The sequence below is a fragment of the Lysobacter arseniciresistens ZS79 genome (assembly GCF_000768335.1).
GTDB classification, from domain to species: Bacteria; Pseudomonadota; Gammaproteobacteria; order Xanthomonadales; family Xanthomonadaceae; genus Novilysobacter; species Novilysobacter arseniciresistens.
Genome location: NZ_AVPT01000006.1, coordinates 35434 through 57480, shown reverse-complemented (window position 1 = coordinate 57480; position 22047 = coordinate 35434). Strand labels below are relative to the sequence as shown.

At 72.0% G+C, this 22047-nt stretch carries 26 protein-coding genes and 1 pseudogene; 18 read left to right on the top strand and 9 right to left on the bottom strand.

What is annotated here, in order from left to right:
* Nucleotides 1–9 precede the first annotated feature (9 nt).
* Complete coding sequence (locus tag N799_RS05055; RefSeq protein ID WP_036208775.1) at nucleotides 10–501, bottom strand: acyl-CoA thioesterase; 492 nt, start codon at nucleotides 499–501, stop codon at nucleotides 10–12.
* 198 nt (nucleotides 502–699) lie between these two features.
* Here N799_RS05055 and bla point away from each other — a divergent pair, with 198 nt between their 5' ends.
* The 3 genes from bla (at nucleotide 700) to N799_RS05040 (ending at nucleotide 3874) form a co-directional block, all read left to right on the top strand.
* Nucleotides 700–1581 carry a subclass B3 metallo-beta-lactamase gene (gene bla, locus N799_RS05050; RefSeq protein ID WP_036208772.1) on the top strand — a complete coding sequence of 294 codons (882 nt, stop codon included), beginning with the start codon at nucleotides 700–702 and terminating at the stop codon, nucleotides 1579–1581.
* The gene (locus N799_RS05045) at nucleotides 1581–2069 is read left to right on the top strand and encodes an NUDIX hydrolase (protein WP_036208771.1); all 489 of its coding nucleotides are present in this window, start codon (nucleotides 1581–1583) and stop codon (nucleotides 2067–2069) included. The genes bla and N799_RS05045 overlap by 1 nt, the downstream gene beginning before the upstream one ends.
* A gap of 107 nt (nucleotides 2070–2176) precedes the next feature.
* The gene (locus tag N799_RS05040) at nucleotides 2177–3874 is read left to right on the top strand and encodes an alkaline phosphatase (RefSeq protein ID WP_036208769.1); all 1698 of its coding nucleotides are present in this window, start codon (nucleotides 2177–2179) and stop codon (nucleotides 3872–3874) included.
* A gap of 240 nt (nucleotides 3875–4114) precedes the next feature.
* Here N799_RS05040 and N799_RS05035 read toward each other — a convergent pair whose 3' ends face one another.
* Nucleotides 4115–4540 carry a CopD family protein gene (locus N799_RS05035; RefSeq protein WP_152597820.1) on the bottom strand — a complete coding sequence of 142 codons (426 nt, stop codon included), beginning with the start codon at nucleotides 4538–4540 and terminating at the stop codon, nucleotides 4115–4117.
* Nucleotides 4541–4656: 116 nt separating this feature from the next.
* On the opposite strand from N799_RS05035, the gene N799_RS05030 reads away from it, so the two are divergent.
* The 4 genes from N799_RS05030 to N799_RS05015 all read left to right on the top strand — a co-directional run bounded on the left by N799_RS05030 (nucleotide 4657) and on the right by N799_RS05015 (nucleotide 7976).
* Nucleotides 4657–5265: a class I SAM-dependent DNA methyltransferase gene (locus N799_RS05030; RefSeq protein WP_036208764.1), complete on the top strand. Its 609-nt coding sequence runs from the start codon at nucleotides 4657–4659 to the stop codon at nucleotides 5263–5265.
* Between the two features lie 90 nt (nucleotides 5266–5355).
* On the top strand, nucleotides 5356–6618 hold the full coding sequence (locus tag N799_RS05025) for a polyhydroxyalkanoate depolymerase (RefSeq protein ID WP_036208973.1): 1263 nt from the start codon (nucleotides 5356–5358) through the stop codon (nucleotides 6616–6618).
* A 52-nt stretch (nucleotides 6619–6670) separates the two neighbouring features.
* A complete protein-coding gene (locus N799_RS05020; RefSeq protein ID WP_036208762.1) occupies nucleotides 6671–6955 on the top strand; it encodes a TFIIB-type zinc ribbon-containing protein in 285 nt (94 codons plus the stop codon).
* A 34-nt stretch (nucleotides 6956–6989) separates the two neighbouring features.
* Entirely contained in the window at nucleotides 6990–7976 is a 987-nt protein-coding gene (locus N799_RS05015) for a peptidylprolyl isomerase (RefSeq protein WP_081974706.1), read from the top strand.
* Nucleotides 7977–8000: 24 nt separating this feature from the next.
* On the opposite strand, the gene speG is transcribed toward N799_RS05015, so the two are convergent.
* Complete coding sequence (gene speG / locus N799_RS05010) at nucleotides 8001–8591, bottom strand: spermidine N1-acetyltransferase (protein ID WP_052101247.1); 591 nt, start codon at nucleotides 8589–8591, stop codon at nucleotides 8001–8003.
* A gap of 125 nt (nucleotides 8592–8716) precedes the next feature.
* Between speG and N799_RS05005 the strand changes: the two genes are divergently transcribed.
* Nucleotides 8717–9013, top strand: coding sequence for a hypothetical protein (locus N799_RS05005; RefSeq protein ID WP_036208760.1), 297 nt, complete (start codon nucleotides 8717–8719; stop codon nucleotides 9011–9013).
* Nucleotides 9014–9047: 34 nt separating this feature from the next.
* Complete coding sequence (locus tag N799_RS05000) at nucleotides 9048–9896, top strand: DUF72 domain-containing protein (protein WP_052101260.1); 849 nt, start codon at nucleotides 9048–9050, stop codon at nucleotides 9894–9896.
* Between the two features lies 1 nt (nucleotide 9897).
* On the opposite strand, the gene N799_RS04995 is transcribed toward N799_RS05000, so the two are convergent.
* Nucleotides 9898–10821, bottom strand: a complete 924-nt coding sequence (locus tag N799_RS04995; protein ID WP_081974700.1) for a DMT family transporter — start codon at nucleotides 10819–10821, stop codon at nucleotides 9898–9900.
* A 134-nt stretch (nucleotides 10822–10955) separates the two neighbouring features.
* Here N799_RS04995 and N799_RS04990 point away from each other — a divergent pair, with 134 nt between their 5' ends.
* Together N799_RS04990 and N799_RS04985 are read left to right on the top strand one after the other, a co-directional pair.
* Nucleotides 10956–11918, top strand: a complete 963-nt coding sequence (locus tag N799_RS04990) for a DMT family transporter (protein WP_036208758.1) — start codon at nucleotides 10956–10958, stop codon at nucleotides 11916–11918.
* An 88-nt stretch (nucleotides 11919–12006) separates the two neighbouring features.
* Nucleotides 12007–12402 carry a DoxX family protein gene (locus tag N799_RS04985; RefSeq protein WP_036208756.1) on the top strand — a complete coding sequence of 132 codons (396 nt, stop codon included), beginning with the start codon at nucleotides 12007–12009 and terminating at the stop codon, nucleotides 12400–12402.
* A gap of 9 nt (nucleotides 12403–12411) precedes the next feature.
* Here N799_RS04985 and dbpA read toward each other — a convergent pair whose 3' ends face one another.
* Nucleotides 12412–13800: an ATP-dependent RNA helicase DbpA gene (dbpA, locus tag N799_RS04980; protein ID WP_036208754.1), complete on the bottom strand. Its 1389-nt coding sequence runs from the start codon at nucleotides 13798–13800 to the stop codon at nucleotides 12412–12414.
* A 116-nt stretch (nucleotides 13801–13916) separates the two neighbouring features.
* Between dbpA and N799_RS04975 the strand changes: the two genes are divergently transcribed.
* Nucleotides 13917–14138 carry an RNA-binding S4 domain-containing protein gene (locus N799_RS04975; protein WP_036208752.1) on the top strand — a complete coding sequence of 74 codons (222 nt, stop codon included), beginning with the start codon at nucleotides 13917–13919 and terminating at the stop codon, nucleotides 14136–14138.
* 75 nt (nucleotides 14139–14213) lie between these two features.
* Nucleotides 14214–15365, top strand: coding sequence for a sigma-54 interaction domain-containing protein (locus N799_RS04970; RefSeq protein WP_052101246.1), 1152 nt, complete (start codon nucleotides 14214–14216; stop codon nucleotides 15363–15365).
* 99 nt (nucleotides 15366–15464) lie between these two features.
* Here the strand turns inward: N799_RS04970 and N799_RS14310 are convergent, their stop codons facing one another.
* On the bottom strand, nucleotides 15465–16706 hold the full coding sequence (locus N799_RS14310) for a BON domain-containing protein (protein WP_052101245.1): 1242 nt from the start codon (nucleotides 16704–16706) through the stop codon (nucleotides 15465–15467).
* 235 nt (nucleotides 16707–16941) lie between these two features.
* Here N799_RS14310 and N799_RS04960 point away from each other — a divergent pair, with 235 nt between their 5' ends.
* The gene (locus N799_RS04960; RefSeq protein WP_036208750.1) at nucleotides 16942–17214 is read left to right on the top strand and encodes a hypothetical protein; all 273 of its coding nucleotides are present in this window, start codon (nucleotides 16942–16944) and stop codon (nucleotides 17212–17214) included.
* 155 nt (nucleotides 17215–17369) lie between these two features.
* Here N799_RS04960 and N799_RS04950 read toward each other — a convergent pair whose 3' ends face one another.
* Nucleotides 17370–17975 (bottom strand): DedA family protein, encoded by a 606-nt coding sequence (locus N799_RS04950; protein WP_036208745.1) that lies wholly within the window; start codon nucleotides 17973–17975, stop codon nucleotides 17370–17372.
* A 69-nt stretch (nucleotides 17976–18044) separates the two neighbouring features.
* On the opposite strand from N799_RS04950, the gene N799_RS04945 reads away from it, so the two are divergent.
* Both N799_RS04945 and N799_RS16115 read left to right on the top strand, forming a co-directional pair.
* Nucleotides 18045–18341, top strand: a complete 297-nt coding sequence (locus N799_RS04945) for a GIY-YIG nuclease family protein (RefSeq protein ID WP_238978756.1) — start codon at nucleotides 18045–18047, stop codon at nucleotides 18339–18341.
* 67 nt (nucleotides 18342–18408) lie between these two features.
* Nucleotides 18409–18777, top strand: a pseudogene (locus tag N799_RS16115) (erythromycin esterase family protein); the annotation flags it as partial.
* Here N799_RS16115 and N799_RS15795 read toward each other — a convergent pair.
* Nucleotides 18709–19569 (bottom strand): NIPSNAP family protein, encoded by an 861-nt coding sequence (locus tag N799_RS15795; protein ID WP_203225027.1) that lies wholly within the window; start codon nucleotides 19567–19569, stop codon nucleotides 18709–18711. The pseudogene N799_RS16115 and the gene N799_RS15795 overlap by 69 nt on opposite strands.
* A 91-nt stretch (nucleotides 19570–19660) precedes the next feature.
* On the opposite strand from N799_RS15795, the gene N799_RS04935 reads away from it, so the two are divergent.
* A complete protein-coding gene (locus N799_RS04935; protein ID WP_036208742.1) occupies nucleotides 19661–20602 on the top strand; it encodes a helix-turn-helix transcriptional regulator in 942 nt (313 codons plus the stop codon).
* Nucleotides 20603–20635: 33 nt separating this feature from the next.
* Here N799_RS04935 and N799_RS04930 read toward each other — a convergent pair whose 3' ends face one another.
* A complete protein-coding gene (locus tag N799_RS04930; RefSeq protein WP_036208740.1) occupies nucleotides 20636–21583 on the bottom strand; it encodes a PLP-dependent cysteine synthase family protein in 948 nt (315 codons plus the stop codon).
* 139 nt (nucleotides 21584–21722) lie between these two features.
* Between N799_RS04930 and N799_RS04925 the strand changes: the two genes are divergently transcribed.
* Entirely contained in the window at nucleotides 21723–22046 is a 324-nt protein-coding gene (locus N799_RS04925) for a DUF6122 family protein (protein ID WP_036208947.1), read from the top strand.
* The last annotated feature ends 1 nt before the right edge of the window (nucleotide 22047 follow it).

The following is a 22047-nucleotide window of genomic DNA, read 5'->3' as shown; positions in this document are numbered from 1 at the left end:
CGTTTGCGGCTACAGCTCGCCGGCCTCGCGGTAGCGCTCCACCGTCTGCTCGATGCCCTTGCTGAGCTCCATCACCTGCAGCGCATACTCGGCCAGCTTGCGGTCGTCGTCGCCGGCAGGGGTCCACGCGGGCACCGCGGTCGGCTTGCCTTCCACCCCGTCCAGCGCCACGAACACGATCACGCAATGGGTGCACAGGCGCGGCTCGCCGCCCATCGGGTCGCGCGCGGCGACCTCGACCGCGAAGTGCATGCTGCTGGTGCCGGTGTGGACGAGCTTGGTCCGCACCGTGACCAGGTCGCTGATGCGGATCGGGGCGACGAAGCGGATGCCGCCGACCGCGACCGTCACGCTGTAGGTGCCGCTCCAGCCGACCGCCGCGGCATAGCCGGCCTGGTCGATCCACTTCATCACCACGCCGCCGTGGACCTTGCCGCCGTAATTGACGTCGGTCGGCTCGGCGAGGAAGCGCATGGTCAGCTCGCGCTGGCGGCCGGTCACGGCGTGGCCCCCGTGAGCGCGGGCGACAGGCAGGCGGGGCGGGTGCGGCGGCAAACGGCAATGGTCATCGGCAACTCCGGTGTGTGCGGCCGATTATGCGCAAGCCGCCAGCAGACGCGAATCGACGGCCACGCCGCGCGCTGGCGACACCCGGGGCGATCGCCCACACTGGCGGGCCTCCTCGTCCCGGATGCCTCCATGCGCCGCGCCCCACTGCTCCTCCTCGCCTCCACGCTCGCCTGCGCCCTGCCGGCGATGGCCGCCGACCCGCTGCCGCAGGCCCACGGCTATGCGACGCCGGACAGCTGGCGCCAGCCGGTCGAACCGTTCGCGATCGCCGAGAACACCTGGTACATCGGCACCGAGGGCCTGGCCGCGCTGCTGGTGAAGACCGACGAGGGCGCGGTGCTGGTCGACGGCGGGGTCGCATCGGCGGCCGGGATGCTGCTGGACCACATGGCCGCGCTCGGGGTGGAACCGGGCGAGCTGAAGTACATCCTCCACAGCCACGCCCACGGCGACCACGCCGGGCCGCTGGCCGCGGTCCGCCGCGCCACCGGCGCCACCCTGGTCAGCAATGCGGAATCGGCCGTCCTGCTCGCCCGCGGCGGCAGCGACGACATCCACTACGGCGACGGCATCCTGTTCCCGCCGGTCCAGGCCGACCGGCTGTTGCAGGACGGCGAGGTCGTCACCCTCGGCGGTGTCGAGTTCACCGCGCACTTCACCCCGGCGCACACGCCCGGTTCGCTCAGCTGGACCTGGACCGACAGCCGCGACGGCGCCCCGCTGCGGATCGCCTACGTCGACAGCGTCAGCGCGCCGGACTACCGGTTGCTGGACAACCCGCGCCACCCGCGCATCGTCGAGGACTACCGCGCCGGCTTCGCCGCGATCCGCGCGCTGCCCTGCGACCTGCTGATCGCCCCACACCCCGGCGGCGTCGGTTGGGCGCCGGCCGCCACCGGCGACAAGCACCCCGAGCCGATGAGCTGCCGGGAACTGGCCGACACCGCCGCGGCGAAGCTCGACGGGCAGATCGCTGAGCAGGTCGCCGCACGGGACGAGGCCGCGCGCTGATGCCGTACACCCCGATCGTCGCCACCCTCGGCTACGTGCTCTCGCCCGACGGCCGAGAGGTGTTGCTGGTGCACCGCAACGCCCGCCCCGACGACCAGCACCTGGGCAAGTACAACGGCCTGGGCGGCAAGATCGAACCGGACGAGGACGTCGTCGCCGGCATGCGCCGCGAGATCCTCGAGGAGGCCGGCATCACCTGCGAGGAACTGCGCCTGCGCGGCACCATCAGCTGGCCGGGGTTCGGCAAGCGCGGCGAGGACTGGCTCGGCTTCGTGTTCCTGATCACCCGCTATGCCGGCACGCCGCTCACCCGCAACCCCGAGGGCACGCTGGAATGGGTGCCGCTGGAGCGCCTGCACGACCTGCCGATGTGGGAAGGCGACCGCAACTTCCTGCCGCTGGTGTTCGACGACGACCCGCGGCAGTTCCACGGGGTGATGCCGTACCGCGAGGGACGGATGGTGTCGTGGAGCCATTCGCGCGCCTGAGCGCCACGTCCCGGCCGCCAACGCACCGCCAGAGGCGGCAGGGCGGTGTTCCGGTGGCCGCAACATCCGCGCGGCATAATCCGGGCTTTCCGATCCAAGGCCGCGCCATGCCCGCACGCGACAACCTCCGCCTGCTCCTCGCCTCCACCCTGTCGCTCGCGATGCTGGGCGGTTGCGCCAGTGCACCCGAGGCCGCTGCACCGGCGCCTGCGTCGCTGCAGGTCGACGTGCCGGACATCGCCCGCCCGGACGGGGAGACCGCGGCCTGGTGGTTCCGCGACGGCGCCGCCCAGGCCGCCGCCCGCGGCGCGATGGCCGGCAACGCGCGCAACGTGATCCTGTTCGTCGGTGACGGCATGAGCCTGGCCACCGTCGCCGCCGCCCGCATCCGCGACGGCCAGCTCAAGGGCCAGCCGGGCGAGGAGAACCGCCTGAGCTGGGAGCATTTCCCCGCTACCGCGCTCAGCAAGACGTACAACACCGACCAGCAGACGCCCGACTCGGCCGGCACCATGAGCGCGATGGCCACCGGCGTGAAGACCCGCGCCGGCGTGATCAGCATCGGCCAGTCGGCCGCGTTCGGCGACTGCAGGGCCTCGCTGACGGCGCCGATGACGACGCTGTGGGAGCTCGCCGCCGCCAGCGGCATGGCGACCGGCGTGGTCAGCACCGCGCGCGCCACCCACGCCACCCCGGCCGCGACCTTCAGCCACGTCCCCAACCGCAACTGGGAGAGCGACGGCGCGATGCCGGCCGCCGCGCTCGCCGCGGGCTGCGTCGACATCGCCCGGCAGATGGTCGAGTCGCCGTTCGGCACCGGCCCCGACGTGCTGATGGGCGGCGGCCGCACCAACTTCATCCCGACCGGCCAGGCCGACCCGGAATACCCCGACATCAAGAGCCGCCGCAAGGATGGCCGCGACCTCGTCGCCGAGTGGAAGCGCCGCCACCCCGATGGCGTGTATGTCTGGAACGCGGAGCAGTTCGCCGCCGCGCCGGCCGGCGTGCCGCTGCTGGGCCTGTTCGAGCCCGGCCACATGCAGTACGAGCACGACCGCCCGGGCGACCGCGCCGGCGAGCCCAGCCTGGCCGAGATGACCCGCGCCGCGATCGAGCGGCTGTCGGGCGACCCGGACGGCTACGTGCTGCTGGTCGAGGCCGGCCGGATCGACCACGCCCACCACGACGGCAACGCCTTCCGCGCGCTCGGCGACACCATCGCCCTGAGCGAGGCGGTCGAGGTCGCGCGCCGGATGACTTCAGTCGATGACACCCTGGTCATCGTCACCGCCGACCACGCGCACACCATGACCTTCGCCGGCTACCCGGTGCGCGGCAACCCGATCCTCGGCAAGGTGCGCGAGGCCAATGCGGAGGGTGTCGCCGAGGCGTCCACCGACGCGCTCGGCCTGCCGTTCACCACGCTCGGCTACGCCAACGGCCCCGGCTACACCGGCGCCAGCGCGAGCCAGCCGGCCGGACCGAAGTCCTTCCCGCACCGGGCCGACGGTTACGAGCCGGCCATCGGCCGCCCCGACCTGGCCCAGGTCGACACCGGCGCCCCGGACTACCTGCAGGAAGCGACCGTCCCCGGCGGCAGCGAGTCGCACGGCGGCGACGACGTCGGCATCTGGGCGCGCGGCCCCGGCAGCGCCGCGGTGCGCGGCAGCGTCGAGCAGAACGCGATCTTCCATTTCATGCTGCAGGCGACCCCGACGCTGCGCGAGGCGGCGTGCGCGGCAGGTGGCTGCAACGGTGCCGGTGTCCCGGTGGAGCTGCCGCGGCGGGAAGACTTCGGGGGCTGACCCAGCGACGGCGCGGAGATCGGGGGCGTGTTCGCCCGGGCAGCCGCGCCCGTTCCGGCGGTTGCGTGTTTCGACGCACTGGCTCCGGGCTTCCGTAGGAGCGGCTTCAGCCGCGACCTGTACATCGCCTCACGGGTTCGGCGGGTCGCGACTCACGTCGCTCCTACAAGCGATCGGCGAAGCGCGGCAAGAGCGCGTGGAGAACGCGGTCCCGGGAGGCACCGCCGGAACCATTCACCCTCAGAACGGTTTCGCCAGCACCAGGAACACGATCAGCACCAGCGCCAGCACCGGCACCTCGTTGACCAGGCGCAGCGTGCGCGACGACGGCAGCGGCCGGCCGGCCTCGACGCCCTTCAGCCAGCGCCCGCTGAAGATGAAGTACGCCAGCAGCGCCGCCACCAGCAGCAGCTTGGCGTGCAGCCAGCCGCCGGCGATGCCGAAATGCAGCCACAACACCAGGCCCAGCACCGCCGCCAGCCCGAACATCACGTGGCCGAAGCGCAGCAGCCGCCGGCCCATCAGTACCAGCCGCGCGCGCACCTGCGGCGACTCGCCGGCCTCGGCGATGTTGACCAGGATCCGCGGCAGGTAGAACACCGCCGCCATCCACGCAATCACGAACACGAGGTGGAAGGTCTTGGTCCAGAGATAGGCCACGGGCACGGTCCGGTCGACGGGCGCGATAGCATCGCACGGGCGCCGAGCCTGCCGCAGTGCCCGCCATGCACCGGCCGCGGCTCGCACCAACACCGCCACCGACAGACAGAAGTGCCAAGCCGATGACCAAGCAATACGACCAGGCCTATTTCGACCGCTGGTACCGCGACCCGGCGCTGAAGGACAGGGCGATCGGCGGCGGCGCCCGGCTTGCGCGCAAGGTCGCGCTTGCGGTCGCGACCGCCGAGTACCACCTCGAACGCCCGCTCCGCAGCGTGCTCGACATCGGTGCCGGCGAAGGCGCGTGGCGGGCGCCGCTGCTGAAGCTGCGGCCGAAGCTGCAGTACCTCGGCTTCGACAGCAGCGCCTACGCGGTCGAGCGCTTCGGTGCGCGGCGCAACCTGCACTTCGCCCGCTTCGGCGACTTCGAGCACCTGCGCCCCTGCGCGCCGGTCGACCTGCTGGTCTGCAGCGACGTGCTGCACTACCTGCCCACGCGCGAGCTCGACCGCGGCCTGCCGGCGCTGGCCGGGCTGTGCGGCGGCGTTGCGTTCCTGGAGACCTTCACCCGCGCCGACGGCATCGACGGCGACACCGAAGGCTTCCACGCCCGGCCGGCGAAGTTCTACCGCGAGCGGTTCGCGCGCATCGGCCTCGCCCCGCTCGGCTCGCACCTGTGGCTGTCGCCGGCACTGCGGGATGGCGTGGCGGCGCTGGAACTGCCGGCATAGGGCCTGGCCACCCGGCCCGATTCACGTTTCCGCCGCGGCGATCCGCTACGCTGCACCGCAACATATCCGTACCGGGGAACGGAGCGCATGCTGCTCTACCAGATGCACGAACTCGGCCGCGCGTGGATGGCGCCGATGACCTACTGGGCCGAGGCCGGCTCCAAGATGTTCGCCGCCAACGGCAGCTGGCTGTCCACCCTGCCCGGCGCCAACCGCCTGGCGGCCGGTTACGAGCTGCTGTACCGGATCGGCAAGGACTACGAGAAGCCCGAGTTCGGCATCCACCACGTCGAGGTCGATGGCCGCGAGTACCCGGTGATCGAGCGCGAGGTGATGCGCAAGCCGTTCTGCCGGTTGCTGCGCTTCAAGCGCTACGCCGACGACGCCGGCAACATCACCGGCATGAAGGGCCAGCCGCCGGTGCTGGTGGTGGCGCCGCTGTCGGGCCACCACGCCACCCTGCTGCGCGACACCGTCCGCACCCTGCTGCGCGACCACAAGGTCTACATCACCGACTGGGTCGACGCTCGCATGGTCCCGGCCAGCGAGGGACGCTTCAACCTCGACGACTACGTCCACTACATCGAGGACTTCATCCGCGAGATCGGCGCCGACACGCTGCACGTCATCAGCGTCTGCCAGCCGACCGTGCCGGTGCTCGCGGCGGTGTCGCTGATGGCCGCGCGCGGCGAGCAGACCCCGCGCTCGCTGGTGATGATGGGCGGCCCGATCGACACCCGCGAAAGCCCCACCCAGGTCAACGACCTCGCCGTGCACCGGCCGCTGTGGTGGTTCGAGGCCAACCTCGTCCACCCGGTGCCGGCCAACTACCCCGGCCACGGCCGCCGCGTGTACCCCGGCTTCCTGCAGCACGGCGGCTTCGTGGCGATGAACCCCGAGCGCCACGCGCAGTCGCACTGGGACTTCTACCAGCACCTGGTCGAGGGCGACCTCGAGGATGCCGCCTCGCACCGGCGCTTCTACGACGAGTACAACGCCGTGCTCGACATGCCGGCCGAGTACTACCTCGACACCGTGCGCATCGTGTTCAAGGAACACCTTCTGCCGCGCGGGCTGTGGACGATCGACGGCGAGCGGGTCGACCCCGCGGCGATCACCGGCACCGCGCTGCTGACCATCGAGGGCGAGCTCGACGACATCTCCGGCCAGGGCCAGACCCGCGCCGCGCATGCGCTGTGCACCGGCGTCGCCGACGGCCAGCGCGAGCACATCACCGTCGACGGCGCCGGCCACTACGGCATCTTCAGCGGCCGCCGCTGGCGCCGGCAGGTGTACCCGCAGGTGCGCGACTTCATCGCCCGCCACGCGGCTGCCAGCGACGCCACGGCTTGATTCGCGGCCACCGCGGCCCGACATCCACCGTATCCCCCGAAAGGAGCATCCGATGGAGTGTCCCGTCTGCAAGGGCGTCAACCTGGCCATGGCCGACCGCCAGGGCATCGAGATCGACTACTGCCCGCAGTGCCGCGGCGTCTGGCTGGACCGTGGCGAGCTCGACAAGCTGATCGAGCGCTCCGCCGCCGAGCTCGCGCCACCGGCCCGCCAGCCGCCCCCGTCGCCCCCGCCGCCGCGCCAGCCGGGCTATCCGCCTCAGCACTATTCGTCGCACGACGACTACCACCGGCGCCGGAAGAAGAAGCACCTGCTCGGCGAGCTGTTCGACTTCTGAGTCCGGCTGCGCGGGCAGCGGTTTGTCCGGCGGCATGCGCTTCGGCCAGAATCGGCCGGTCCCTCCCTGGAGCCCGACCGTGCCGAACCCGCGCCTGCTGCCGCCCGCCCTGCTGACCGTCCTGTTCGCCGCCACCGCCTTCGCGCAGGAGCCGGCTGCGGCCGACGCACCGGCCAAGCCGCTGTCGGCGCAGGAGATCCTCGACGCCTCGCCCGACGCCCACTGGCGACCGCTCGACCCCGCCAACACGCTGTACATGGAGCTCGACAGCGGCCGCGTGGTGATCGAGCTGGCGCCGCAGTTCGCCCCGGCGCACGTCGGCAACATCCGCACGCTTGCGAAGGAAGGATTCTGGGACGGGTTGAGTATCTACCGCTCGCAGGACAACTTCGTCGTACAGTTCGGCGACCCGACCGAGGACGAGGACGAGCGCAGGTCGCTCGGCAGCGCGAAGGCGCACCTGCCGGCCGAGTTCGAGCGGCCCGCCGCCGGGCTCGACTTCACCGTGCTGCCCGACGCCGACGGCTGGGCACCGCAGGTCGGCTTCGTCGACGGCTTCCCGGCCGGGCGCGACCCGGACGCCGGCATCGCCTGGATGGCGCACTGCTACGGCACGCTCGGCGCCGGGCGCGACATGGCCGCCGATTCCAGCACCGGCGCCGAACTGTATGTCGTCACCGGCCAGTCGCCGCGCCAGCTCGACCGCAACATCACCGTGGTCGGCCGCGTGGTCGACGGCATCGAGCGGCTGTCCGTGCTGTCGCGCGGCACCGGCCCGCTGGGCTTCTACGAGGACCCGGCGCAGCGCACCCCGATCAAGGCGATCCGCCTCGCCAGCGAGGTGCCCGAGGCCGAGCGCAGCCACCTGGAAGTGCTGCGCACCGACAGCGCCACCTTCGCCGCCGCCACCGAGGCGCGCCGCAACCGCCGCGACGACTGGTACAAGCTCCCGGCCGGCCACATCGACCTGTGCAACGTGCCGCTGCCGGTACGCGAGGCGGACACCGGCGACGCCGGCTGAACAGCGGCCCGGGCGACGCGGCGTTCAGGCGTCGCGCCGTGCCTCGTCGCTGCCCAGCGCCTCGTGCTGGAAGATGCACATGCGGATCACGCTGCGGTAGCGGCCGTCGCTGAAGAACTCGTCGACCAGCACGCCCTCGCGCTGGAACCCGGCACCCTCGTAGACGCGGATCGCCGGCGCGTTGTCGACGTCGACCAGCAGGTAGAGCTTGTAGAGGTTGAGGACCCGGAAGGCGTAATTGACCGCGCGCCGCGTCGCCGCCTTGGCGAAGCCGCGGCCCTGGTGCTCGGGCGAGATCATGATCAGGAACTCGGCGCGCCGGTGCAGGTGGTCGATCTCGACCAGCTCCACCAGCCCCACCCGCTCGTGCGCCTGCGTCTCGGGAGACTCGTGCTCGACGATGAAGCGCCGCTCGGACTGGTCGTGGATGTGCTTGCGGTACAGCTCCTCCAGCTCGACGAAGGACTCGTACGGCTCCTCGAACCAGTAGCCCATCACGCTGCGGTTGTTGTTGAGCACGTGGACGAAGTGCAGGTCGCTGCGTTCCAGCGGGCGCAACGTAACGTGCCGGTGGCCATCGGTTTGCGGCGGCGTCGGGATCGGGGTCGGCTCCATGCGCGCAGCCTAGCGGGGCCGTGGTGAAGGCCGCCGCGTGCCGGCCGGGTGCCGCGGCGGCGCCGTCACGTCGCGTTTCCCGCGCGCTGCCTAGCCTCGCTGCATCCCCCAGCGAGGCCACCCCCATGCCCCAGCTCCGCATCCGGATCACCGGCAGCGACGACGACGCCCGTGCCATCGGCAACCTGCTGACCAGCATCGACGGCGTCGAGCACGTCGAGGAAATCTCCGACCTCATGCCGCACATGGACGACCCCGACTCCAGCTCGGCCGGCCTGCCCGACGACCAGGGCCCCGGCATGCAGGTGATCGAGATCGACACCCCCAACGCATCCACCCACGCCAAGGTGCGTGACGCGGTCAGGGCACTGGCCGACAACCTCGACGTGATGGTGGAATTCGAGAGCGACGAATACGAGTGACCCCGGATTGAGCCCACGCAACGACGCCCCCGACCTGTTCGCCCCATCCGCCAGCGAGCCGCCCGACACCGACGCCGGCGTACCCGCGGTTGACGGCATCCGGGTCGGCGTCGGCGGCTGGACCTTCGCGCCCTGGCGCCGCAACTTCTACCCCGACGGACTGGTGCAGCGGCGCGAGCTGGAATACGCCAGCCGCCGCCTCAGCGCGATCGAGATCAACGGCACCTACTACGGCAGCCAGAAGCCCGAAACCTACGCCCGCTGGGCCGCCGAAACGCCGCCGGGCTTCGTGTTTTCGGCCAAGGCGCCCAAGCGGATCATGCAGTCGCGCGTGCTGGCCGGCACCGGCGGACAGATCGACGACTTCCTCGGCGGCATCGTCGCCCTCGGCGACCGGCTGGGCCCCATCGTCTGGCAGTTCGACAGCAACAGGCGGCTGGACCGCGACGACTTCGCAGCCTTCCTGCAGCGGTTGCCGGCCACCGTCGACGGCCACCGCCTGCGCCACGTCCTCGACGTGCGCGACCCGACCTTCGTCGATGGGGACTACCTGGTGCTGGTCCGCCGACACGGCATGGCGACCGTGTTCGCCGACAGCGACGACTACCCGTCGTTCGCCGACATCACCGGCGACTTCGTCTACGCGCGGCTGATGCGCTCGCAGGCGGACATCGCCACCGGCTACCCCGCCGCGTCGCTGGACCGCTGGGCCGAACGTGCCCACGCGTGGGCGGCCGGCGACGAACCCGTCGACCTGCCGCGGATCGAACCCGCCGCACGCGCGACCGGAAAGCCGCGCGAGGCCTTCATCTTCTTCATCAGCGCCGCCAAGGAGCGCAACCCCGCCGCCGCGATGGCGCTGATCGACCGGCTGCGGCGCTGAACTAGCGCTTCGCCTTCTGGCTGATCGCCACGCTGCCGAGGATCAGCAGCCCGGCGATGCCCATCGACACCGTCAGCGGCTCGTCCAGCAGCCACCACGCCCAGCCGACCGCGAACAGCGGCACCAGGTAGGTCACGGTCACCGCGCGGCTGGCGCCGATGCGCTGCACCAGCCGGTAGTACACCGCGTAGGCCAGCCCGGTGCAGAGCACGCCCAGCAGCAGTGCCGACCACCACGCCTGCGCCGACACCGGCGCATCGGGCCAGTCGGCGATGGCAAACGGCAGCGTCAGCAGCGCCGAGGTGCCCAGCGTCGCCGAGGCCAGCGCGGCCTGCGGCATGCCGGTGAAATACCGGCGCAACAGGTGCACGCCGACGCCGTACATGAAGGCCGCGGCGCAGCCGGCCGCCACCGCCAGCCCCAGGCTCGCGCCGGCGGTCTTGCCGCTGGCCAGCACCACCACGCCGGCAAAGCCGACCAGCAACGCGCCGGCCCGGCGCAGGCCGATCTTCTCGCCGAAGAACAGGAACCCGACCAGCGCGGTGAACAGCACCGCCATCGCGTTGGTAATGGCGCTGATGCCGGCCGGCGCGTGCTGCGCGGCCCAGGCGAACAGCGCGAACGGCACCGCCGAATTGATCGCGCCGACCAGCACCACCTTCGGCCACACCCGCGCCGGGAAGGCGGCCCGCTGCGCCCACAGGAACGGCAGCAGCACCAGCGCCCCGAATGCGAGGCGCAGCTCCGACAGCACCGCGGTACCGAACTCCGGCGCGGCGACCCGCTGGAACATGAAGGAGACGCCCCAGATGGCCGCCAGAACCACCAGCTCGAGCGGGGTCAGCCACTCGCGCAGCGGCCTGGCCGGCGAGGCATCGTGCAAGGTCGGTGACGCGGCGGCGGAACCGCCATCGGATGTGGGCATGAGCGTGGGGGCGGGGGCAAAGCGGTCATTGTCCGCCCCGACTGCCGCGCGCAATAGTGCCGCCGGCCCGAAACGCGACGAATGGCCCGATCCGGCACCTACTCCCGCGCCGCGCCTTTGGGCACACTCGCGCGATGGCGATGACACCCACGAACAAGGCTTTCCTGCAGATCCACTTCTGCGTCGTGCTGTGGGGCTTCACCGCCATCCTCGGCAAGCTGATCACCCTGCCCGCGCTGCCGCTGGTCTGGGCGCGCATGCTGCTGGTGGTGGTCGCGCTGGCGCTGCTGCCGAAGGTCTGGCGCGGGCTGCGGGCGATGCCGGCGCGGCTGCTGTGGGCCTACGCCGGGGTCGGCGTGCTGGTCGCGCTGCACTGGCTGACCTTCTACGGCGCGATCAAGCTCGCCAACGCCTCGGTCGCGGCCACCTGCATCGCGCTGGCCACCGCGTTCACCGCGCTGGTCGAACCGTGGCTGGCGCGCACCCGCTTCAGCAAGCGTGACCTCGCACTCGGCGTGGCGGTGCTGCCCGGTGTCGCGCTGGTGGTCGGCGGCATCCCCGGCGACATGCGCATCGGCGTGGTGGTGGGCGCGCTGTCGGCGTTGCTGGTGGCGATGTTCGGTTCGCTCAACAAGCGGCTGGTCGACCGCGGCGAGCCGCTCACCGTCACCGCGATCGAGCTCGGCGCCGGCACGGTGGCCCTGACCCTGCTGGCGCCGCTGATGCCGTTCTTCCCGGTCGACGCGATCGCCGAGGCCTTCTCCGGCGACCTGCTTGTGATGCCGGGCACGCGTGACATCGTGCTGCTGCTGGTGCTGTCGCTGGCCTGCACGCTGCTGCCGTTCGCGCTGTCGCTGGTGGCGCTGCGGCACATGAGCGCGTTCGCCGCGCAGCTGGCGGTCAACCTGGAGCCGGTCTACGCGATCATCCTGGCGATCGTGCTGCTGGGCGAGCAGCACGAGCTGCAACCGCCGTTCTACCTCGGCGTGGTGGTGATCCTGGCCGCGGTGCTGGTCCACCCGCTGCTGTCGCGGCCGCGCCGGGTCGATCACGTCGAGGTGCTGGCGACCGCCGAATCCAAGCACGTCGGGGACTAGCGCCCGCGGCGCGACGGGGTAGGATCGGCCGTCGGCGGCGCCGGGCGATACCTTCCGCCGTCACACCCAAACCACCAAGGGGACACCGATGAACCCGAACACCCAGAACGACCTCGGCAAGCTGCTGTTGCGCGTCACCCTCGGCGTGCTGGTACTGCTGCACGGCATCGCCAAGCTCAACGGCGGCATGTCGGGCATCGCCGGCATGGTCGAGGCGCAGGGCCTGCCGGGCTTCCTCGGCTACGCGGTGCTGATCGGCGAGGTGGTGGCGCCGCTGATGCTGATCGCCGGCTTCCACGCGCGCATCGGCGGGCTGCTGGTCGCGATCAACATGCTGGTGGCGATCGTCCTGGTGCACATGGGCGAGCTGACCAGCCTCAACGGCCAGGGCGGCTGGGCGCTGGAGCTGCAGGGCATGTTCCTCGGCACCGCCATCGTGATCGCGCTGATCGGCCCGGGGCGCTTCAGCGTCAACCAGCGGTAAACGGAGGCGTCAGAGCCGGTTGATGCGGAATCGGCGGCCCTTGATTCTGCCGTCGCGCAGCCGCGCCAGCGCGGCGGCGGCGCGGTCGCGCGCGATGGCGACGTAGCTGCGGGTCGCGAACACGTTGATCCTGCCGACCGCGGATACCGGCAGCCCGGCCTCGCCGGTCAGCGCGCCGACGATGTCGCCGGGTCGCAGCTTGTCGGTCTTGCCGCCATCGATGCGCAGCGTCGCCATCGGCGCCGGCGCGACGTTGCGGGCCTTGCCGACCAGCGGCGTCGCGCGGTGCCAGCGGATCGGCTGGCCGCTGCGCCCGGCGACCGCCTCGGCGCGCGCTACCTCGCGCGGCGCGCACAGGCTCAGCGCCAGGCCTTCGCGGCCGGCGCGGCCGGTGCGGCCGATGCGGTGCACGTACACGTCGGGGTCGCTCGGCGGGCCGTAGTTCACCACCGCGGCGAGGTCCTCCACATCCAGCCCGCGCGCGGCGACGTCGCTGGCCACCAGTACGCTGCAACTGCGGTTGGCGAACCGCACCAGCACCTCGTCGCGGTCGCGCTGCTCCATGTCGCCGTGCAGCGCCAGTGCGTCGAAGCCGTGGTGCTGCAGCGAGCCGGCAACCTCGTCGGCGTCGCGCCGCATGTTGCAGAACACCACGCACGAGGCGGGCCGGAACTCCAGCAGCAGCGCCGCCAGCAACGCGGTCCGCTGCGATGGCTCGACCTCGTAGAAGCGCTGCTCGATCGTCGCGCGGTGGTCGCCGTCGACGGTCACCTCCACCGGCTCGCGCAGCATCGACGCCGCCAGCGCGCGGATCGGCTCGGGGAAGGTCGCCGAGAACATCAGGCCCTGCCGGGTCTTGGGCAGCTTGCCGACGATCTCGCGGATCGGCTCCTCGAAGCCCATGTCGAGCATGCGGTCGGCCTCGTCGAGCACCAGCGTGCGCACGCCGCGCAGGTGCAGCGCCTTCCTGCGCAGCAGCTCCTGGATGCGGCCCGGCGTGCCGACCACCACGTGCGGGTCGTGGCCAAGCGAGGCCAGCTGCGGGCCGAGCGCGACCCCGCCACACAGCACCGACACCTTCAGGTTCGGCAGGCCGAGCGCGAGTTTGCGCAGCTGCTGCGCGACCTGGTCGGCCAGCTCGCGGGTCGGGCACAGCACCAGCGCCTGGGTCTGCACCGTCGCCAGGTCGATGTCGCGCAGCAGGCCGAGACCGAACGCAGCGGTCTTGCCGCTGCCGGTCGGCGCCTGAGCGATCACGTCGCGGCCGTCGAGGATCGCCGGCAGCGCCTGCGCCTGCACCGGCGTCAGCTGCGTGTAGCCCAGCGCCTCGACCCCCGGCAGCAGGGCCGGCGGCAGTGGAAGGGAGGCGAAGGACAGGTCGGGCGCGGTATCGGTCATGCGCGCATGATCGCAGCTTCGCTTGGCCGCCGTTGCGCGGATCGCCGCCCACGCGTTGCGCCGGGCCGGGCCGCCTGCCAACCTGCGCGCCCGCCCCGTACAACGCCGCCACCCGCATGCAGACCATCGATTTCGAACTCGACCGCGACCACGTCGAGCTGAACCAGCTGCTCAAGCTGGTCGGCGTGTGCGACAGCGGCGGTGCCGGCAAGGCGCTGGTGGCCGCCGGCGAGGTGCGGGTGGACGGCGCGGTGGAGCTGCGCAAGACCTGCAAGGTCCGCGCGGGACAGCGGGTCGAGATCGGCGACGTGGCGATCCGCGTGGTCGTCGCCGGCTGAACGCGAGGCGCGACGCGCCCCGTCGCAACACGCCGGTGACGGCTCGTTAACCGCGTCGCCGCTAGCGTGGGCGGCATGGACAACGACGCCCCCGATCCGCGCGACGCCGACGCCCAGGACGACGACACCACCCCCGGCCTGTATGACGACAGCCCGGACACCGGCCCGCGCGTCGCGACCGGCATGGTCGGCGACTGCCCCGCGATCCGCGGCCTGCAGCAGGACCTCGCCCGCGTCGCGACCACCCCGGCGTCGGTGCTCGTCACCGGCGAAAGCGGCACCGGCAAGGAGCTGGTCGCCCACGCGGTACACGTCATGAGCGGGCGGCCGGGGCGGTTCGTCGCGGTCAACTGCGGCGCGATCGCACCCGACCTGCTGGCCAGCCACCTGTTCGGCCACGAACGCGGCAGCTTCACCGGCGCCGCCGCGCGCCACGTCGGCTACTTCGAGCAGGCCAACCGCGGCACGCTGTTCCTCGACGAGATCACCGAAATGCCGGCCGCGCTGCAGGTCTACCTGCTGCGGGCGCTGGAGACCGGCACCATCACCCGGGTCGGCGGCACCACCGCGGTCGAGTTCGACACCCGCATCGTCGCCGCCACCAACCGCGACCCGGCCCGGGCCATCGACGAGGGCTTGCTGCGCGAGGACCTGTTCTACCGGCTGGCGGATTTCATTGTCGAGCTGCCGCCGCTGCGCGTCCGCGGCGACGACGCGCTGCTGCTGGCCGGGCACTTCCTCGCCGCGCTGAACGAGGAGCACGGAACAAACAAGCGGCTGGCCGACGATGCCGCCGGCGCGATCATGGCCTACGACTGGCCCGGCAATGTGCGCGAGCTGCGCAGCGTGGTGCAGCGCGCCTTCATCCTCGGCACCGGCGACGTTGTCGACATCGGCAATCCGGCCCACCCCGCGCTGCGCCGCCGCGCCGGCGACGACGATGCGGAAACCGTGGTGTTCACCGTCGGCATGAGCTACGCCGAGGTGCAGCAGGAGATGCTGCGCAAGACCCTCGAGTACTACGACAACGACAAGGCCCGCGCCGCGCGGATGCTCGGCGTCAGCGTGCGCACGATCCACAACCAGCTTGCGCGCGAACGGCGCGGTGCGCGGCGTGCCGCGCCCGGCCAGGACGGGTACGGGCAAGGTCGCGACGACGATGGCGAGGCCGCGCAGGCGACGCGTTCGCCGCGCAACGACGACGGCATGCGGATGCTGTCGGTCTAGGCGCGCGACCCGGCTCCGCATTCGCAATCACCCGCACCATGCAGAAAGGCCCGCCATCCGGCGGGCCTTCCGTTTGCCGCATCCATGCCGTTCCGTCGCCTAGTGCGCGGTGCCGGTCGAGCCGCTGGTCGGCGTGGTCGGCGAACCGGTCTGGCTGCCGCCACTCGCGCGGGCGGACGAACCGCTTTCACGCGAGGCGCTGGCGTAACCCGAGGTTTCCGACTGCGACTGCACCCGGATGCGGTTGTCGACGCTGCGCACGCCGCTGCAGTTGTCGGCCAGGTCCTCGGCGCGGTGCTTCATCCAGCGCTGGGAAACGGTGCCCTCCAGCGTGGCGGTGCCGTTGGCGACCTTGACCTCGATGTCGCTGGCGTCGATGTCGTGGTCGTGGGTCAGGCGCTCGCACAGGTCCTCGGTGATGCGCTCGTCCGAGCGCGTGTAGTTGCGCGGACCGACGCCGCTGTAGCCCATGCCGTAGCCGGCGGTGCCATAGCCGCTGCCATAGTCCGGGCGCGCGTAGCTCTGGCGGCCGCGGCCCGAATGCACCTGCTGGGTGTCGGCCGGCGAGATGAACGACTCGCCGCTGTAGTTGTGGCTGCCGTAGCGGTCCTGGTCGGGGTTGCCGTATCCCGAGCTGCTGCCGTAGCCCTCGCCCGGCCCACGCGACTGGTAGCCGCTGTAGCCCTGCTGTGCGTAGGCACCGCGGCTGCTGCCCTGGTATTCCTGGTGCGAATCCTGGCGGGGCATGCCGTACTGCTGCGACTGCGAGCCGCGCGACTGCTGCCAGCCCGACTGCGCACGCGCGCCATAACCGAAGTCATCGCGCTCGTACGGCCCCTGGCCCAACGATGTCTGGCCCAGCCCCTGCTCGAACGACTGGCCGTACTCGCGCTCCATGCCTTCCTGGCCCCACGCCTGGGCACGGCCGTAGTCCTGCGACGCGTACTCCTGGGAACCGTAGCGGCCCGCCTGCGCCTGGCTGCCCTGCTGCTGGTAGTGCGGCTGGTACTGCGAGCGGCCCTGCTGCCAGCCCTGCTGGTACGCACCCGGCTGGTAACCACCCTGCTGGTAGCTCCCCTGCGGTTGCTGGTAGCCCTGCTGGTAACCCTGCTGCTGGCGGCCGCGTGACCCCTGCGCGCGCGGCTGCGGCGCGCCCGGGCGGGACTGGTAGGAGCTCCGGTTGCTGTTGTTTTCGGGGCGATAGTCGTCGTTACGGTCGGTCATCTCGTTTCTCCTCTCGTTCAACCACGCGCGACCCGCCTGCACGCATCGCGCACCCAGTTGCATCACGTCTTCGGCGACGGCCTTGAGGTCCTCGCCCATCTTGTTGTCGCTTCGCATCGCTACCTCCTTCAGGGAGGGCGCCGCGGCGGGGGCCGCGGACCCGTTCCCGGTGACTCACGGAAAACGGGCGCAAGACGCATGCCAGCGCACGCGGTCGACGGGACGGGGGTTTGCGCGGCGGTTTGCGGGGACGGATCTGCATCGCGCGCAGTTTTTTCCGTGATGGCGGCGTCAACCGCGGCGCGCGACGCACGTGGGACATTGCCGGCGTCCCCACACGCCGGAGCCCCCCATGGACCACCGCATCGCCATCGCCTGCGCCGCGGCCCTGCTGTCGCTGTCGATCACCGCCTGCGACCGCCGCGAGCTCGAACCGGTCGAGCCGGCCGACTCCGCCACCACCGTCATCGACGAGACCCCCACGCCCGCGCCGGGCGGCGACGTCGACCCGACCATCGACCCGTGCTTCGGCCTCACCGGCCAGGCCGAGACCGACTGCCGCGCCACCCACGACGAGGCGGCCCCGCCCGAAAGCGCCGACAACCCCGTGCCGGTCGGGGACTGAGCCGCGCAGCTAGCTGTGGCGGCCGGGCGGCCGCTCACCGCCCTGGGCGGCGGCATCGTCCGGGCCGGTCTCGCGCTGGTCGCCGCCCTTGAACCCGTGCCAGTCGTCCTCGCTCGTGCGGGTGTTGTGGATGAAGCGCGCGCGGTGCGTGCCACTCAGTCCCGCCGCGCACCCTTGTGGGTCGCCACGCGCCACAGGTAGTACACCAGCACCGCGGCCAGCACGATCTTGGTGACCGGGTCGATGAATTCGCCGACGCGCTCGAAGTTGCTGCCCAGCACGTAGCCGACACCGACCAGCAGGCCGGTCCACAGCGCCGTGCCCAGCGCGCTCCACGCGAGGAACGCCGCCAGCGGCATGTGGTGGATGCCGGCGGGGATCGAGATCAGCGAGCGGATGCCGGGGATCAGCCGGCAGACGAACACCGCCCAGCCGCCGCGCCGCTGGAACCAGCGCGAGGCGCGGTCGATATCCCCGCGCGAGAACGTCAGCCAGCGGCCGTGGCGGTCGGCGAAATCCTTCAGCCGGTCCTCGCCGATGCGGTCGCCGACGCCGTACAGCAGCAGCGCGCCCAGCAGCGACCCGAGCGTCCCGGCGGCGATCGCGCCCCACACCGTCATGCGCCCCTCGGCGGCGAGGTAGCCGGCCAGCGGCATGATCAGTTCCGACGGGATCGGCGGGAACACGTTCTCGAGGAAGGTCAGCAGGACCACGCCGAAGTAGCCCATCGAGTGGATCGTGTCGGTCAGCCAGGCACCCATGCGCGCACCACCGGAAAACGGGCCACCACTGTGGGAGCGCGACCGTGCACGGCCCGTGTCCACCGGTCGATGACCGACGACCTGCCGCGTCCGTACACTGCCGCGATGGCCTGGTTCGTCTACCTGCTCGAATGCCGCGGCGGCAGCATCTACACCGGCATCGCCACCGACGTGGAGCGCCGCTACGCCGAGCACGTCGCCGGCAAGGGCGCCCGCTACACCCGCGCACGGCCACCGGTGCGGCTGCTGGCCCGCTTCGAGCACGCCGACCGCGGCAGCGCGCTGCGCGCCGAGTACGCGATCAAGCAGCTGACGCCGGCCCGCAAGCGCGCGCTGTGCGAAGGCGGCGGATCCGCGCCCGGGTAACGGCTTCACGCCCACGCAAGGTCGGGGCGACCACGGTGGCGACGACCGCCGGAACCGGGGCCAGCCCATGACCGACCTGTCCAGCGCGCGCGACCGCATGGTCGACGTGCACCTCGCCGGCCGCGACTACGCCGGCCACGACGGCGACGACTTCCTCGACGCCGCCCAGAACGCACGGCTGGTAGCCGCCGCCGAACGCTACTACCGGGTGATGTACTACGGCGGCGCGGAGAGCTGGAACCTGCGCGACACCCACATGTTCGAGACCCTGTGCCACCTGCTCGACGCCCGCGGGCCAGGCGCCAGGGCGGTGGTGTGGGCGCACAACTCGCACGTCGGCGCGATGGAGGCGATGCGGGTGCGGCCGTCACGCCCCGACAGCATCGAGCGGCTGTGCCACGACAGCGGCGTGCCGCGGTTCCTGCTGGACCTGCGAGGCGGCGGAGACGAGGCCCTGCGCCGGCGCATGCTCCAGCCCCTGCAGCCGCGAGCGCACCGTCGGCACCAGCCGCAGCACCTCCGGCGGCGCCGACAGCCGGCTGCGCAGCGCCGGCGCCAGCACGCCTTCCCAGTTCGGGTGCGCGGCCAGCCGCCGCAGGTGGTGCGCGTAGGCGCCCGGGCCGTCGAAGCGGGCGAACCAGGCGAACACGCGCTCGTCCCCGCGCACCGGCAGCGCCGGGAAGTTGTTGGCCGCCGTCTCCGTCACCAGCGCCGCGGTGACCGGCGCGCCGGTCGCGTCCAGCAGCGGCACCATGTCGTACTGGAAGAAGTCGAGGAAGTCGCGGTCGACGCCGCCATGCGGCCGGTACACGGTGCCGACCACCAGCCCGCTGCCGTCGCCGGTGGATCCGCGCGGCGGCCGCTGCAGCCGCGGGATCTGGAACCCCGACGCGCTGTACGCCGGCCGCAGCAGCAGCACGTCGTCGGAGTCGAGCATGGTCGCGTTGGCGGCGTCGCGGTGCGCCTTCCACACCGGCCCGCCGTAGAACGCCGGCAGCGCGCGGCCACGCGCCGCCATGTCGGCGAAGCCGCGCAGCCAGACGAACCGGTCCGGGTGGTCGAGGTCGCGGAACTGGCCGACCAGGCGCATGCCCTCGGCCTCCTGGCTCTCGACCAACTCGCGCTCGAACAGCTCGACCAGCTCGTCGCGGCGGCCCGGGTGGAGGGTGTAGCGGCGCAGCTCGACCACGGTCGAATACGCATCGAACAGGAGGTAGGGCTGGTTCATCGGGTCCGTCCGGCGGTCGGTGGGAGTGGGCGTCCACCATGACGCCGAATCAGGGCTATTGCGGCCCTGATTGACTGCTAGCCTTGCGGCCATGCCCCACCCCACCACCCGCGTGCTGGCCGTGCTGGAACTGCTGCAGGCCCACGGCCGCATCAGCGGCCCGGACATGGCGCGGCGGCTCGGCGTGGACGGCCGCACGCTGCGGCGCTACGTCGCGATCCTCGAGGAGTTCGGCATCCCGATCACCGCCGAGCGCGGCCGCTACGGCGGCTACGCGCTGGTGCCGGGCTTCCGGCTGCCGCCGATGATGTTCACCGACGAAGAGGCGCTGGCGCTGTCGGTCGGGCTGCTGGCCGCGCGCAGCCTCGGGCTGACCGAGGCGCAACCGGCGGTCGCCAGCGCCGGCGCCAAGCTCGAACGGGTGATGCCGGCGCGGCTGAAGCAGCGCGTGCGCGCGGTCGACGAGACCGTCACCCTCGACCTGTCGCACGCCCCGCCGACCGGCGACAACGGTGCGCTGGCCACCCTCAGCGCCGCCGCCCAGGCCCGCCAGCGGGTGCAGCTGGCCTACCGCAACGCCGCCGGCGACGCGAGCGTGCGGCCGTTCGATCCGTACGGCCTCGGCTTCCGCGGCGGCCACTGGTACGTGGCCGGCTTCTGCCACCTGCGCGGCGAGCTGCGCTCGTTCCGGCTCGACCGGGTGCTGTCGGTGCAGCCGCTGCCGGCGAGCTTCGGCCGCCCGGCCGGGTTCGACGCGCTGGAGCACCTGTCGGCGTCGCTGGCCAACATGCCGCGCGCGCACCCGGTCGAGGTGCTGTTGCGCACCGACCTCGACGGCGCCAGCCGCGCCCTGTTCTACCCGCTGGGCACGCTGGAACCCGACCCGGAAGGCGTGCTGCTGCGCGCGCGCACCGACCACCTGGGCTGGTTCGCCCGCGAGCTGGCGCGGCTGCCGTTCGAGTTCGAGATCCGCGCCCCGTCGGCGCTGCGCGACGAGGTGCGGCAGCTGGCCCGGCGGCTGGCGCTGGCCTGAGTCGAGCCGGAGCGCGCCGGAGCGGCCCGCACCTCAGCCGAACGCGGCGTCGATCAGCCCCGGCGCCGGCGCACTGAAATGGTCCTGCAGGTACTTCTCGCCCTCGTCGCAGAACAGCGTCACCACCGTGCGCAGCTCCGGGTGGCGCTCGCGCACGCGGCGGGCGGCGACCAGATGCGCGCCCGAGCTGGGCCCGCACAGCAGCCCGTGTCCGCGCGCGAGCCCGCGCATCGCGGTGATCGCTTCCTCGTCGGTGACCGACAGCAGCTCGTTCACCAGCTCGCCGTGGCGGGTGAAGATGCCCGGCACGAAACCGTCGGAGATGCCCTCGATCGCGTGGGTGTCGACCTCGCCGCAGAGGATCGTGCGCGACTCCGACGGCTCCATCGCGAACAGCCGCACGTCCGGGTTGACCGCGCGGAACGCCTGGCCGACGCCGATCAGCGTGCCGCCGGTGCCCACGCCCGCCACCAGCGCATCCGGCACCCGGCCATCGGGCAGCTGCGACAGGATCTCCGGCCCGAGGATCACCCGGTTCTCCTCGACGTTCCATTCCGAGTCGAACTGGCCCGGGCAGAAGAAACCCTCCTGCCGCCCCAGCGCGCGCGCCCGCTCCAGCGCCGAGTTGACGTGGAAGTTGCCGCTGAACTCGACCTCCGCGCCGTACGCCCGCGAGATCGCCACGCGCTCGTTCGACAGCCCCTCGGGCATCACCACGCGCATTCGGTAGCCCTTGACCGCGGCGACCATCGACAGCGCGTTGCCGGTGTTGCCGCTGGTCGCCTCGACAATGGTGTCGCCGGGCTTCAGCAGGCCTTCGGCCTCGGCCTTCTCGACCATGTACAGCGCGATGCGCGCCTTGATCGAGCCGGACGGGTTCATGAACTCGCACTTGGCGAACACGTCGTCGATCTCGACCAGCGGGGTATCGCCGATGGCGTCGAGGATGGAGGCGGACACGGACGTGAAGCGGCGGTTCATCGGGGGCTCCTGTGGCGGCGACGCCCCAGTGATACCCCCGCCGGCATCAATACCGGCTGATCCACGTCAAGCCGCGGCCGGGCGCGGCCGGCGCCTTTAGACTCGGGGGCCTGCCCGCCGCCCGCCGCCCGCCTTGGACCTGGATTTCCGCTCCGTCTTCCACCTCGTGCTGCACGCGCTGGTGCCGCTGGCGATCGCACGGGTGTTCTTCCGCGACCGCTGGCGCCGCGCGTGGTTGTGGATGCTGGCCGGCTGGCTGATCGACATCGACCACCTGTGGGCCGACCCGGTCTACGTGCCGGACCGCTGCAGCATCGGCTTCCACCCGCTGCACCGGGCACCGGCGATCGCGGCCTACGCGCTGCTGCTGTTGCCCCGGCGCACCCGGCTGCTGGCGATCGGCCTGCTGGTCCACGTCGGCCTGGACGGGCTGGACTGCGCGTGGATGCACCACGTCGACTGAA